Consider the following 13,722-nt stretch of genomic DNA (forward strand, 5'->3'; position numbering starts at 1 on the left):
TAAAATTGTTTAAAGTTTCAGGTTTCAAGTTGCAAAATTCAACACAAAACGTGAAACTTGAAAACTGAAACAAAATTAAAAACTAAACAAAATATAAATGAAACATTGGATTGAAGCCGCAAGACTGCGCACATTACCTTTATCAGTTTCCGGAATTATAGTTGGAAGTATATATGCCTTGTCAAATCCAACAGAAACTATTAATACTCCAACAGAAGTTTTCAGCTGGAAAGTATTTGGTTTTGCATTATTGACAACATTAGGATTACAGGTTTTATCCAATTTCGCAAATGATTATGGTGACGGAGTAAAAGGTACCGATAATGCAGACAGAGTTGGGCCACAACGTGCTATTCAAAGTGGTGTTATTACGCCTCAGGCAATGAAAAAGGCTATTATCATTACATCATTATTGACTTTATTGTCTTCAATTATATTGATTTATTTCGCTTTCGGAAAAGACAATTTTGGATACTCTATCTTTTTTCTATTGTTAGGAATTGCCGCTATTATTTCTGCAATTCGTTATACAGTTGGTAATTCAGCTTACGGTTACAGAGGATTTGGGGATTTATTTGTTTTCATTTTCTTCGGATTAGTGAGCACATTAGGAGTAAACTTTCTTTATGCAAAAGAAGTTGATCCGCTTTTAATTCTTCCAGCAGTAGCAATCGGATTATTGAGCGTTGGTGTTTTGAATTTGAATAATATGCGCGATCAAGAATCAGATAAAAAAGCAGGTAAAAATACAATCGTAGTGCAAATGGGAGCCGAAAAAGCTAAGATTTACCATTATACTTTGATTGTAGGCGCAATGCTTTTGGTGGTTATTTTCGCTATTTTAAGTGATTATAACTTCGATCAATATCTATTTGTATTGGCTTATATTCCATTAACAAAGCATTTAATCACGGTTTACAAAAACCAAGATCCAAAATTATTAGACCCAGAATTAAAAAAACTGGCATTAAGTACATTCCTGCTTTCAATATTGCTTACAGTCTGTATGATTTCATTGATTTCAGACATTATTGTAAACCTATTTTTAGGAGGAAGATAAAACTACGTTAAACTTAAAACTTAACAAAATGAAAATTACATACTACGGACACGCTTCATTAGGAATTGAAGTAGGGGGAAAACACATTATTGTGGATCCATTCATTACCGGAAACCCACAAGCAGCAGCAATCAACTTAAGCACTATCAGAGCCGATTATATTTTATTAACTCATGCGCACGCTGATCACGTTTTGGATGTTGAAGCAATTGCTAAAAATACAAATGCAGTTATTGTTTCTAATGCAGAAATTGCAAGTTATTATGCAAAAAAAGGATTCAACTCTCATCCAATGAATCATGGTGGAAGCTGGAAATTTGATTTCGGAAAAGTGAAGTATGTAAATGCAATTCACTCAAGCAGTTTTCCGGATGGTTCTTATGGAGGAAACCCTGGAGGTTTTGTAATCGAAGGTGAGCACAAAAACATATACATCGCTGGAGATACTGCGTTGACATACGATATGAAATTGATTCCGCTTCGTACAAAATTGGATTTAGCAATTCTTCCAATCGGAAATAACTTTACAATGGATGTTGAAGATGCTATTATTGCTTCAGATTTTGTAGAATGCGATAAAGTTTTAGGATATCATTTCGATACTTTTGGTTATATAGAAATTAATCATGAAGAAGCAATTCGCAAATTTTTCGATAAAGGGAAAGATTTAATGCTTTTACCAATAGGAGATTCTATTGAATTATAATTAGGAGCTAATCCCGCTGTACGCTATATCTTTTGTGGCTCCCGATAGTTGTCGGGACACCACAAAAGGATATCGCTACTATCGGGGGCTAAGACACTCAATTCCATAAGAAAGTTATTTGGCATAATCTATGTTATTCATTTAGTGAAGTTTTTAAAATAAAAATCATTTTAATCTGTGAAATCTGTGGCAATTAAAACATCCTCACAAAATTCAACTTTCAAAAAAATAATTCTATCTCTTTTAATTACTCTTTCCTTTAATGCGTTTGCTCAAAAAGACGGCTATTGGGACAAAGAGCGAGCTACAACCAAAGAAATTATGGTTCCTGCGCGTGATAGAATTTCTATACCAACAGAAGACTTACCAGTTGGAACCACAGAAATTGTATACAGAATCACACTTTTAGATAAAAACCAAGAAATGGCAAATAGCTTGGTTTCTTTATTAAAAGCTATTCCAGATCCAACAGGAGTAAGCCAAGGTTCTGCAGGTGCAGTTTTTCTAATGTCAAAAATTTCAGGTGATGACGAATGCACTTATTCAATTTTCACATCCAACGAAAACGCTAAGAAATATGTAGCAGATGGCAAAATTGATCAAGCTTGCTATTCTCAGGCAGAGCCTGTAAGCAAAGATGCTAAAAGATTATCTGTCAATAAATCATCTTGTTTAAAAGAGAATATTAGCACGATTTGGTTTGGCTTCGAAAGCAAAAACTGGCTATTAAGTCAAAAAGTAGTCTTAGAAGTTGTGCCTTGGGTAGATACAAAATTGAACCGAGGTTGGAATCAAGATAACAAAAACGAAATCATAAGTTTGTGCAAAACTTCTACAATGGCACAAAAAATGGCCAATTCTGATGATTTTTGCGTTTGTATCTTAAACAAAATCATGAAGCAATATCGCTATGATGAGTTTCAAAAATTATTGGCTGTAGAAAAAACAAAAGTGTACAAAGATTTTGGAAACAGCTGCTACAAAGATGCTGATATTTCTAAAAATGTATTCAATGATTTAAGAACACAAGTTGCCTCTTTAATTAAAGCTCAAAAGTATAACGAAGCAATTCCGCAATTAAATACAATTGTAAACGAAGGAAAAGCAACGGCATTAGATTATAGTTCACTTGGATACTGCTATATTTTGACCAAACAATATGCAAAAGCCTTAAAAGCGCTTCAAGAAGGCGAAAAATTGGACGACACAGAATTATTAGTCAAATTAAATTTAGCACATACGTATTTGGTAAGTGATGATTACAGTGCAGCTAAGGCGATTTACAAAAAATATCAGACTCAAAATGTAACGGACAGTTTAAGTTGGGTTGCAAAAACCAAATTAGATTTTGCCGCATTTGAAAAAGCAGGTTTGCCATCGAAAGATTTTGAAAAAATCTTAAAATTATACAATTAAGATTCTTAGATATGGAGTGCTTCTCGAAGTTTTTTTTAAGCTTAGCACCTCAGTATCTTAGCACCTTAGTATCTTAAAAAATGAAAGCATCTTATCATAAATATTTACTAGAATTTAAACGTCCGTCTGGAACTTCCAGAGGAATTATGACCGAGAAAGAAACTTGGTTTATAATCTTGGAAGAAAACAGCAAAAGAGGAATAGGAGAGTGCGGTATACTGCGTGGCTTAAGCGCAGATGACCGCGCAGATTATGAAGAAAAACTAAAATGGGCTTGCGATAATATTCATTTAGGAGAAGCTGCACTTTGGAACGCCTTATTAGAATTTCCTTCAATCCAATTCGGAATTGAAATGGCTTTTTTATCTCTTAAGAGCAAGAATCCATATCTTTTATTTCCTTCAGATTTTACACATAATTTAAAATCAATTGCGATAAACGGATTAGTTTGGATGGGCGAATCTGCTTTTATGAAACAGCAAATCGAAGAAAAATTAGCAGATGGTTTTAACTGTATAAAACTTAAAATTGGAGCTATTGATTTCGATAAGGAACTGGAATTATTGCAATTTATTAGAAGTCATTTTTCGGCAGAGCAAATCGAAATTAGAGTTGATGCAAACGGTGCTTTTTCTTCATTAGAAGCTTTAGATAAACTGAATCAATTAGATCAATTTCAGCTTCATAGTATAGAGCAGCCTATTAAAAAAGGTAATATTTTAGAAATGGCCGAATTGTGTAAACAAACACCTTTTCCTATTGCTTTAGACGAAGAATTAATTGGTGTATTTTCATTCGACGAAAAAGAAAAATTACTTCAAGAAATTATGCCTCAGTACATTATTTTAAAACCAAGTTTTATTGGTGGTTTTAAAGGTACTCAAGAATGGATCACTTTAGCAGAAAGGTATAATATAGGCTGGTGGATTACATCAGCGTTAGAAAGTAATATTGGTTTAAATGCTATTGCGCAATGGACATATACTTTAAATTCAGATATGCCACAAGGTTTAGGAACTGGAGCATTATATACTAATAATATAGATTGTCCGCTAGAAGTAAAAAATGGACACTTATGGTATAGTAACTCAAAAGAATGGGAATCCATTTTTTGAGTTGCCAAAGGTACAAAGTAACAAAGGTTCAAAGGTATAAGAGAGCAAAGCAGAAAACCTCTGATCCTTTGCAACTTTGTACCTTTGAACCTTTTTTTTACTCTTTCCCTCCCAAAAGATTATCCTGCCAGTCTTTTAATTCTTTCCATTTTCCTTGATAAGCCATTGATGCTTGTTTAGCCCATGTACTCGGGTTATGCATAGCGAAGTTTTCGCCACCAGCATCTAGGATAGATTGCAGTCTTTCTGTTGAAGTTAGAGATAGTTCGTGCCAAGTTTTTATTCCTGCGTCATTAAATAAAGCTTCGATTTTAGGGCCAATTCCTTCAACTATTTTCAAATCATTTTCTTTTATTTTTTTGCCTAATACATTTTCAGCCAATGCCGCATCAAAAGGAATAATTACAGGAGCTGTAGCAGTAAATGATTGTGCTGTTGCTTTAGGTTTTGCTGCAAGATCAGCTTCTAAGGTAGAGATTCTTGCATTTAAATTTCGCGTATTAGCTTTGCACGCGTCTAAATCGGCTTGAAGCGATGCTGAAAGTGAATCATCATTTCTTGAGTTCATTTTTCCTAGTAAGTAACCCAAAATTCCACAAATTAAGCCAACTAGTATTGGTATTAAGATACAAGGTATATTCATGATCGTATATTTTTGATTAATTATTTGATTGTAATTACTGTTCTTCGGTTTTCTGCTTTCCCTTCTGGAGTACTATTATCACCAATTGGATCGTCTGGACCTTTAGAGTTTGTTTCAATTTTGGCACTATCAATTCCGTTTTTAGAAAGATAATCTTTAGAGAATTCGGCTCTTTTTTGGCCTAGAACAATATTAGAATCACGATTTCCAACATTATCAGAATGACCGACAACTAGAACTACAGCATCTTTTACATTTTCAATATATTTAGCAATATCAGCAACTTTTTGTTTCTCGGTATCGCTTAATGTTTGTCGGGATTGATTTGTATTGAAATGGAGAATCAGAGGATCTGCATTAATTTTAGTCTTTAATGCGTTCCATTCATCATTTGCAGTAGAAGTAGAATCGACAGTTTCAAATGAATAATCTGCAGGTCCTAGAAGAGTATCTGCGTTCATTTTCCATTTATCTAAAATTTCTCCTTTTGTATCAAACTGACTTTCAGGTATTCCTTTTGAAACAAAATAATTTCTGATATCATTCGCTCTTGCTAAACCTAAATTTTCAAAAGTAGTTGAATTTGTTTCATCAGAGGTTGCATAACCAGTAATCGTTAATTTCTGCTTAGGATTTGCTTGCAAAAATGCTTTTAATTTGTCTATACCAGTTGTAATCGAGTCACTTACAGGCATAATAAGCCTTGCGCTGTTTTTGAGGAACTTGAGATTATCATTTGTACGATATTCAATTCCCGAGCCATTTAATACAAACGGAACAAAATTGGGCTCTTGAACAGTAGGGGAAGCTGTTTTTGGAGTATCATCCGTTGTTGTTTTCTCACAGCAGTTGCAGCAAAATTTTAGATATAAAAAAGTACCTAAAATAATCGTTACAGCAATGCCTAATAGATAGAGTGCTTTTTTAGACATAGATGATGAAATTAAGATTTTATCAAATTTAGTTAAAATAACAATGTGTAATGTGTTAATAATCAGTTATTTTAATATTTTAAATTTGTTTGTATTGTGATCAATTAACAAATTTTTGATTTTCTATAATTTCAGTAGCTTGATTAAAATGAGTAACTTGCATAAAAAATAATGTACATTTAATATGGTCGAAATAGAAAGAAAATTTCTTGTAAAATCTAACGACTTCAAGAATCAAGCTTTTGCTCAAAATAAGATCGCTCAGGGTTACTTGAGTTCTGCTCCTGAGCGTACAGTTAGGGTTAGAATTAAAGGACATAAAGGCTTTATCACAATCAAAGGAATTAGCCATAGTGGTGGTATGTCCCGTTTTGAATGGGAAAATGAAATTCCGCTAGATGAAGCTCAGGAATTATTGAAATTGTGCGAAAAAGGTAAAATTGAAAAAACTCGTTATGAAATAAAATCTGGTGATCACGTATTTGAGGTTGATGAATTTTATGGAGAAAACGAAGGCTTAGTTATGGCTGAAATCGAATTAAATTCGGAAGACGAAGCTTTTGAAAAACCAGAATGGCTTGGTGAAGAAGTTACAAACGACGAGAGATACTATAACGCCTATTTAAGTAAAAATCCTTTTAAAGACTGGCAAAAATAAAATGACAGAAGAAATATATGACCTTATTATTGTTGGTGGCGGTCCAATTGGTCTTGCCTGTGCAATAGAAGCCGAAAAGAAGAAATTAAAATATTTAATTATAGAAAAAGGCGCGATTGTAAATAGTATTTTTAATTATCCTCTTTACATGACCTTTTTCTCTACTGCAGAAAGATTAGAAATTGGTGAAATTCCGTTTAATTGTTTAGCACCAAAACCTGGACGTCAAGAGGCTTTGGAATACTATAGAAATATTCATCGTTACTTTAAATTCAATATTAATTTATTTGAAAAAGTAACTGATGTTCAGAAAAATAACGGAATTTTCAAAATCACTACCGATAAACAAAATTACGAATCTAAGAATGTTATAGTTGCAACAGGTTTCTATGATATCCCAATTGAAATGGGTGTTTTAGGGGAAAATCTTCCAAAAGTTCGACATTATTACAAAGAAGCACACGAATATGCTTTTAGAAAAGTTTTGATTGTTGGGGCTAATAATTCTTCTGTAGATGCGGCTTTAGAATGCTGGCGAAAAGGAGCAGATGTAACAATGGTAATTCGTAAAAACGAAATCAATAGCCGTGTTAAATATTGGGTAAAACCTGATATTGAAAATCGTATTGCCGAAGGAAGTATTAAAGCTTTTTTTCAATCAAATATTACTGAAATTCGAGAAGACGAAGTAGAAATTGAAACTCCAGACGGAAAAATTACGATTGAAAATGATTTCGTCCTAGCCTTAACTGGCTACAAACCAGATTTAAATTTTCTTCAAAAAATGGGAATTAAGCTTTCTGAGGATGAATTAAAAATTCCGTCTTACAATCCAGAAACGATGGAAACGAATATTGAAGGTTTATTTCTCGCTGGTGTTGTGTGTGGAGGAATGCAGACGCATAAATGGTTTATTGAAAACTCGAGAATTCATGCTAATCTAATTATGGATTATATTAGCTCTAAATAAAAAAAGTTTGCCACAGATTAAAGGGTTCAAAAGGATTAATCATTGAAATCTTTTTAATCTGTGGCAAAAAAAATTAAGAACTACAAGAAAGCATCGAACAGCCAACTTTAGTTCTTGCCCATTCTGGGCGTTTTGCAAACCATTTTTCAGATCCTGGCTGTTCATCGTATGGATTTTTCAAAAGTTGAAATAATTCATCAACTAGAGAATAATCTTCTTTATCCGCAGCATCAATGGCTAATTGAGCCATATAATTTCGCAATACATATTTTGGATTAATTTGATTCATTTTTGAAGCTCTTTCTTCATCTGAAAGTGTTTCGGTGTTTAGTCTTTTCAAATAAACTGTGAACCATTTTTGCCAAGCATCTAAAATATTTTCTCTTATTTCCTCAGGAATATAAAATGAAAATTCTATTTTTTCGAATGCTTGTTCTACAGAATCATCTTTTTTAATTTTACTAAGATTTCTAAAAAATATCGTCATATCGGTTTCTGATAATTGCAGAATTTCTTCTAAACCTTTAATGATTTTATCATCAGCTTCACTTGAAGTAAATATCCCTAATTTGCTTAAAAACATTGATTTGTAATCATTTTCATAATCATTGATAAATGTATCTAGAATTTTTTCTAAAGGTGCAGCTTCATTAACTAAAGGATAAAGCGCATTTGCCAATTGAAACAAATTCCACTGTGCAACCTGAGGCTGATTTCCGAAACGATATCTTCTATTTTGACTGTCAGTTGTATTTGGCGTCCAATCTGGATCATAATTTTCCAGCCAGCCATATGGACCATAATCAATCGTGATTCCATGAATCGACATATTATCTGTATTCATTACACCATGAACAAATCCGACACGTTGCCAATGCAAAATCATTTCTCGAGTTGTATCTGCAACTTTTTGGAAGAACTGTAAATATTGCTCTTTTGGTTCGCCTTTAATTTCAGGGAAATAATGCTGAATTGTAAACTCTACAAATTGTTTAAGGTTTTTTAGCTCGTTTCTCGCCGTCAACATTTCAAAACTTCCAAAACGAATAAATGAAGGCGCAACTCGACAAACAATTGCGCCTTTTTCATAAGCAGGATTTCCGTTATATAAAATATCTCTTAAAACCTGATCTCCAGAAAGAATAAGCGAAAGTGATCGGGTAGTGGGAACTCCTAAATTATACATGGCTTCAGCACATAAATATTCTCTAATAGAAGAGCGCAAAACAGCTAAACCATCTGCTGTTCTAGAATATGGCGTTTTACCGGCACCTTTTAATTGAAGGGTATAAAACTGATTATTGTTTTCAACTTCCGTTAAATTAATGGCGCGGCCGTCACCTAATTGTCCTGCCCAATTTCCAAATTGATGGCCAGCATAACACATGGCAAATGGTTGAGTTTCTGGAAGAACTTCTTTTCCAGAAAAAGTATTTAGAAATTCTTCTGATTGAATTTCATCTTTGTTAATGCCAACTAGTTCAGCAACTTCTTCAGAAGCGTGAATTAGTTTAGGATTTGAAGGTTTAATCGGATTTACGTATGAAAATAGCGTATTTTTAACCTGACGAACTTCATTTGCCAAGTCTGGATCTGCTGGTAATTCTGCTGTAAAGCGATTATTTATTTTAAGATTTTTCATTTTGTTGATTTTTCTTTTTTGCCACAGATTACACAGATTAATGGATTTTTTTGTTTGCCACGAATAACACAAGTCTCCACTAATTTTTAGGTTTAGTTAAAATAACATTCGTGAGAATTCGAGTAATTGGTAGCAAATAGACAATAAATAAAATCTTTTTAATCTGTATAATTTGTGTCAAACTTAAAATTAGTCAATTAACATGTCGGCATACATTTTTTTAAGTTTTTGGATTTTTGGATCAATTACAACTTGACAATATCCAGCTTCTTGATTTTCATTATAATAGTTTTGATGATAATCTTCTGCCTCGTAAAAAACTTCAAAAGGTTTTAATTGTGTTACAATTGGATCTGCATAAGCTGGCTGTACCTCTTCAAATACTTTCTCAGCAATTTCTTTTTGTTCATCGTTATGATACAAAATAATAGAACGATATTGTGTTCCACTGTCGCCACCTTGACGGTTTAGAGTTGTTGGATCATGACTTGTCATGAAAATGAAAATTAAGTCATGATATGAAATTATGTCAGGGTTAAATGTCACTTGAATCACTTCTGCATGTCCTGTTCTTCCAGTACAAACTTCGCGATAAGCTGGATTTTTGATAAACCCGTCTGAATAACCCGATTTTATTGATTCTACACCTTTTAAACGCTGAATTACAGCTTCAATACACCAAAAACATCCGCCACCAAAAGTAGCAACTGATAAATTTCCCATAAGTAATTACTTTCTATAAGTTTAATGCCTATTAATTCGATAGGATATTATGATAATTTATTAAAAAAAAAGTTCTTTTAACTAAAAATACTAAACAGTAATATAGTGTTTGAAGTTTACTATTGATAAATTCGCAATTTTATAAAAAAACTATATATTTGCAATCCAACACAAGGCACAACTAATGAATAGCAAAAATAGTACCATGACACTGGAAACTTATTTTCAGGAATTTAGGCAGAATATTGTCGGAATAAATCAAGAATTTACCTCTCCTTATGGCAGAAAATCAATTATTTACACTGACTGGACTGCCAGCGGAAGATTGTATCGCCCGATTGAAGAGAAACTCTTAAATCAATTTGGACCGTTTGTTGCCAATACTCATACTGAAACTACTGTCTCAGGTACTGCAATGACAAAAGCATATCATCATGCAAGACATATTATTAAGCGTCATGCAAATGCAAGCAATGATGATGTTTTAATTACAGATGGAACCGGAATGACTGGAGTTATCAATAAATTCCAGCGTATTTTAGGATTGAAAATCCCTGAAAACTTAAAAAGTTTCACCAATGTTCCTGCTGAGAAAAAGCCAATTGTTTTTATTTCACACATGGAACATCATTCTAATCAAACTTCTTGGTTAGAAACTATTGCAGATGTAGAGATTATTCCGTCTTGCGAAAAAGGGCTTTTTAACTTAGAGAATCTGGAAGTTTTATTGGAAAAATATAAGGATAGAACGTTGAAAATTGCTTCTATTACTGCTTGTTCGAATGTTACGGGATTAAGAACTCCTTTTCATGAAGCGGCAAAATTAATGCATCAATATAATGGTGTTTGTTTTGTTGATTTTGCTTGTTCAGGACCTTATGTTGAAATTGATATGCATCCTGCTGATCCAGAAGCTTATTTAGACGCTGTTTTTATGTCGCCTCATAAATTTTTGGGCGGTCCAGGAACTTCTGGGGTTTTGATTTTTAATAAAAAGCTATACAATAATATGATTCCAGATTGCCCAGGCGGAGGAACAGTAAGCTGGACAAATCCTTGGGGAGAACATAAATATATTGATAATATTGAAGATCGTGAAGATGGCGGAACGCCTGGTTTTCTTCAGGTTATAAAAACTGCTCTTGCCATTGAATTGAAAGAAGAAATGGGGATTGAAAACATTATGCAGCGTGAACACGAAATTGTAGATTATGTTTTCTCTGAATTAGATCCAATTGATAATATTAAAATTTTAGCAGGACAGCACAAAGAGCGTCTTGGTGTAATTTCGTTTTTTATTGATGATCTTCATTTTAATTTAGGAGTTAAAATCTTAAACGATCGTTTTGGAATTCAGACTAGAGGAGGATGCAGCTGTGCAGGAACTTACGGCCATTATTTATTGCATGTTGATCAAGAAACTTCTAATAAATTGGTAAATGAAATTACAATTGGTGATTTGATCAAAAAACCAGGATGGATTAGAATGTCTATTCACCCAACGACTACAGATAAAGAAATTGCTTTTGTTTGTAACAGCATAAAAGAATTAGCGGCAAATCATAAAGAATGGGCTTTGGATTATTCTTATGATAAAAACCGTAATGAGTTTATTCATAAAGATGCGAATTCTTTTGAAGATGAATTAGTTGAGAGTTGGTTTAAGTCTTAACTTTTGATTGTTTTCTTAACGCAGAGTTCTCAAAGGATTCGCGGCGTTTTGGAAGTTTTTTTGAGCTAAATATTAGTTCCTGTTGAGATCGCAAAGCTTGCTTTTAAAAGATTTTTTTCAAAATTTAAAATTTGACAAAGATAAATTATTAAACCCGACAGGTTTTCAAATCTGTCGGGTTTGTCAATTTTACGTATGGACCTTTGTCAAAGTTTTAAACTTTGACAAAGGACTTCTAAGACAATTAATTTTGTTCTTTTATGAAAATGATATTTCTAGTCTAGCCCCGATAGAAGTGGAAATCCTTTTGTGCCGGGGTTCGGCGCAAAAGATTGAAACGGATAGCGGGACGAGTGTTCATGAAAACACGAATTCGTCTGCTTCTAAAAAATTACATTATCAATCTGACGCCTCCTAGATCTGCAACTCGGTATGAAAATCTATTTCCTGGAGACCCTATGAACATAAAGTTTTTAGGGATTTTCCATTTTTGAGAAAGTTCGTCTATAATTTCTGGACCAAATGTTCCTTCAATTTCTATATATTCAATATCTAAACCGTCGTAAGCACGGTCTAAAACTTCTAAGTCTTTTTTGAGCCCTTCGTTATTTACAGTATCACTTTTTACGTGAACTATTTTAAGTTTTTTGGTTGTTTCATTGTCTTCAACATATTGCAGGACTTTGTTCAAGATAGTGATATCGTCACCTTTAGTAAAGAAGACAAACTCTTGCGAATTGATTTCTGAACTTAAATTTTGAAGATAACGGTTACTTATAATCACCATTTTTCGTAATGGCTGGTAAAAATATTCTAAAGCTTCAATCAATAATCGGATTAAAAACACACGGTTTAGCATGATACCAATAAAAATTAAAGCTGGAATAAGATATTGCAAGAATGTGTAAAACGAATTGATGTTAAGATGCATGTTCCCGATAAAAGCTGTAATAACAAAAGTTACTGCAAGAACGACGGCAATTCCTCGAGCGCGTTCAGGTCTTGGAAGTTTTCTGCGTTTGTATTTAAGAAGTAAGTTTCCAATTCCAAAAAGTGCCATTACAGCTAAGAATGAAAAAGTATAAACTCCAGCCAATGATTCTAGATGTCCGTTTGTTGCGAAAAGAACTGAAATACAGAGAATTAAAAAGCTTATAACGATTCTGTAATGAGAACCTCTTTTATTTTGTTTAAGAAAATAATTTGGTAGAATTCGATCTAATGTCATTCGGTTTAAAAGTCCCGAAACACCAACAAATGAAGTTAAAACTGCTCCACAAAGTACCATAACAGCATCAATAGAAATTAGCCAAGCAAGCCATGCTCCGCCAGTTGTTTGCCCTAAATAAGCTAAAAGTGATTCTTTATTTTCTCCAACTTCAGTTAACGGAATTACACTAATCAATAAAATAGCAATTATGGGATTGAAGAAGCTAACAATTCCCCACATGTTTCGGAGTGTTTTAGGAAAAACGCCATGTTCTTGTTCTTCGACAAAATTGGCAGAACTTTCAAAACCAGATATTCCGAGCATTGCGGCAGAGAATCCTAAGAAAAGTGCTGTTCTAATACTTCCAGAAGTTATTGGAGTTTGCCAATTGATATAAAAAATATCTAAGCCATTCATTAATACAAACCATACTGATGCTAAAACCAACAAGGTCAAAGTCGCAATATGAGTCATGAAAATGATAACGGCGACAAAAGCAGATTCTCCAATTCCTAAAATGGCTAATCCAGTAAATAAAACTAAAACGACGACAGTTGCAATTGTAACATTTAGTCCGTCAAATATTCCGTGCAAATAGTGCATTCCTTCGGATGCCGAGATTACAGCAGTTGCCATGTATGACAAAACTGTTAAAGTTGCGGCTAAAGAAGCTAAACGTTTAGTAGAAGTGTTTAATAAAACATTGTAAGCACCTCCATTTAAAGGAATTGCTCCAACAACTTCACCATAAATTTTTCTGAAAAGAAATAATACAACAGCAACAATTAAAAGTGAAATCCAAGCATATTGGCCAGCATATAATATGGTTAAAGCTGAAACGTATAGACAAGAAGAACTAATATCGTTTCCGCAGATTGCAGTTGCCTGTAATTGATTTAATTTTTTGTGTACGATTTCTTTCATCAGTATTTTGAATTGACACTTTAGTACAAAACAATGAGCAACAAATAATTA

At 33.2% G+C, this 13,722-nt stretch carries 12 protein-coding genes; 7 read left to right on the forward strand and 5 right to left on the reverse strand.

Annotated elements, in window-relative coordinates:
• Positions 1-97: 97 nt before the first annotated feature.
• The 4 genes from menA to OD917_RS08155 all read left to right on the forward strand — a co-directional run bounded on the left by menA (position 98) and on the right by OD917_RS08155 (position 4,297).
• Positions 98-1,060 (forward strand): 1,4-dihydroxy-2-naphthoate octaprenyltransferase, encoded by a 963-nt coding sequence (menA, locus tag OD917_RS08140; RefSeq protein WP_263523060.1) that lies wholly within the window; start codon positions 98-100, stop codon positions 1,058-1,060.
• A 28-nt stretch (positions 1,061-1,088) separates the two neighbouring features.
• Positions 1,089-1,766: a metal-dependent hydrolase gene (locus OD917_RS08145; protein WP_263523061.1), complete on the forward strand. Its 678-nt coding sequence runs from the start codon at positions 1,089-1,091 to the stop codon at positions 1,764-1,766.
• A 177-nt stretch (positions 1,767-1,943) separates the two neighbouring features.
• Positions 1,944-3,182, forward strand: a complete 1,239-nt coding sequence (locus tag OD917_RS08150) for a tetratricopeptide repeat protein (protein WP_263523062.1) — start codon at positions 1,944-1,946, stop codon at positions 3,180-3,182.
• 80 nt (positions 3,183-3,262) lie between these two features.
• Positions 3,263-4,297, forward strand: a complete 1,035-nt coding sequence (locus OD917_RS08155; protein WP_263523063.1) for an o-succinylbenzoate synthase — start codon at positions 3,263-3,265, stop codon at positions 4,295-4,297.
• A gap of 97 nt (positions 4,298-4,394) precedes the next feature.
• Here the strand turns inward: OD917_RS08155 and OD917_RS08160 are convergent, their stop codons facing one another.
• Complete coding sequence (locus tag OD917_RS08160; protein ID WP_263523064.1) at positions 4,395-4,940, reverse strand: hypothetical protein; 546 nt, start codon at positions 4,938-4,940, stop codon at positions 4,395-4,397.
• 20 nt (positions 4,941-4,960) lie between these two features.
• Positions 4,961-5,872, reverse strand: coding sequence for an OmpA family protein (locus OD917_RS08165; protein WP_263523065.1), 912 nt, complete (start codon positions 5,870-5,872; stop codon positions 4,961-4,963).
• Between the two features lie 184 nt (positions 5,873-6,056).
• On the opposite strand from OD917_RS08165, the gene OD917_RS08170 reads away from it, so the two are divergent.
• Both OD917_RS08170 and OD917_RS08175 read left to right on the forward strand, forming a co-directional pair.
• On the forward strand, positions 6,057-6,530 hold the full coding sequence (locus tag OD917_RS08170; RefSeq protein WP_263523066.1) for a CYTH domain-containing protein: 474 nt from the start codon (positions 6,057-6,059) through the stop codon (positions 6,528-6,530).
• Position 6,531: 1 nt separating this feature from the next.
• On the forward strand, positions 6,532-7,500 hold the full coding sequence (locus OD917_RS08175) for a YpdA family putative bacillithiol disulfide reductase (RefSeq protein WP_263523067.1): 969 nt from the start codon (positions 6,532-6,534) through the stop codon (positions 7,498-7,500).
• A gap of 73 nt (positions 7,501-7,573) precedes the next feature.
• Here the strand turns inward: OD917_RS08175 and OD917_RS08180 are convergent, their stop codons facing one another.
• Both OD917_RS08180 and msrA read right to left on the reverse strand, forming a co-directional pair.
• A complete protein-coding gene (locus OD917_RS08180) occupies positions 7,574-9,142 on the reverse strand; it encodes a protein adenylyltransferase SelO (RefSeq protein ID WP_263523068.1) in 1,569 nt (522 codons plus the stop codon).
• A gap of 189 nt (positions 9,143-9,331) precedes the next feature.
• A complete protein-coding gene (gene msrA / locus OD917_RS08185) occupies positions 9,332-9,865 on the reverse strand; it encodes a peptide-methionine (S)-S-oxide reductase MsrA (protein ID WP_263523069.1) in 534 nt (177 codons plus the stop codon).
• A 184-nt stretch (positions 9,866-10,049) separates the two neighbouring features.
• Between msrA and OD917_RS08190 the strand changes: the two genes are divergently transcribed.
• A complete protein-coding gene (locus OD917_RS08190) occupies positions 10,050-11,537 on the forward strand; it encodes an aminotransferase class V-fold PLP-dependent enzyme (protein WP_263523070.1) in 1,488 nt (495 codons plus the stop codon).
• 391 nt (positions 11,538-11,928) lie between these two features.
• Here the strand turns inward: OD917_RS08190 and OD917_RS08195 are convergent, their stop codons facing one another.
• A complete protein-coding gene (locus OD917_RS08195; RefSeq protein WP_263523071.1) occupies positions 11,929-13,671 on the reverse strand; it encodes an APC family permease in 1,743 nt (580 codons plus the stop codon).
• Positions 13,672-13,722: the final 51 nt, after the last annotated feature.

The sequence above is a fragment of the Flavobacterium sp. SH_e genome (assembly GCF_025717045.1).
Classification (GTDB): Bacteria; Bacteroidota; Bacteroidia; order Flavobacteriales; family Flavobacteriaceae; genus Flavobacterium.

What these genes read in the sequence shown, in the direction of transcription:
- OD917_RS08160 (WP_263523064.1), bottom strand. Translation starts at nt 4,940, where the DNA reads ATGAATATACCTTGTATCTTAATACCAATACTAGTTGGCTTAATTTGT.
- menA (WP_263523060.1), top strand. Translation starts at nt 98, where the DNA reads ATGAAACATTGGATTGAAGCCGCAAGACTGCGCACATTACCTTTATCA.
- OD917_RS08175 (WP_263523067.1), top strand. Translation starts at nt 6,532, where the DNA reads ATGACAGAAGAAATATATGACCTTATTATTGTTGGTGGCGGTCCAATT.
- msrA (WP_263523069.1), bottom strand. Translation starts at nt 9,865, where the DNA reads ATGGGAAATTTATCAGTTGCTACTTTTGGTGGCGGATGTTTTTGGTGT.
- OD917_RS08165 (WP_263523065.1), bottom strand. Translation starts at nt 5,872, where the DNA reads ATGTCTAAAAAAGCACTCTATCTATTAGGCATTGCTGTAACGATTATT.
- OD917_RS08190 (WP_263523070.1), top strand. Translation starts at nt 10,050, where the DNA reads ATGAATAGCAAAAATAGTACCATGACACTGGAAACTTATTTTCAGGAA.
- OD917_RS08155 (WP_263523063.1), top strand. Translation starts at nt 3,263, where the DNA reads ATGAAAGCATCTTATCATAAATATTTACTAGAATTTAAACGTCCGTCT.
- OD917_RS08180 (WP_263523068.1), bottom strand. Translation starts at nt 9,142, where the DNA reads ATGAAAAATCTTAAAATAAATAATCGCTTTACAGCAGAATTACCAGCA.
- OD917_RS08170 (WP_263523066.1), top strand. Translation starts at nt 6,057, where the DNA reads ATGGTCGAAATAGAAAGAAAATTTCTTGTAAAATCTAACGACTTCAAG.
- OD917_RS08145 (WP_263523061.1), top strand. Translation starts at nt 1,089, where the DNA reads ATGAAAATTACATACTACGGACACGCTTCATTAGGAATTGAAGTAGGG.
- OD917_RS08195 (WP_263523071.1), bottom strand. Translation starts at nt 13,671, where the DNA reads ATGAAAGAAATCGTACACAAAAAATTAAATCAATTACAGGCAACTGCA.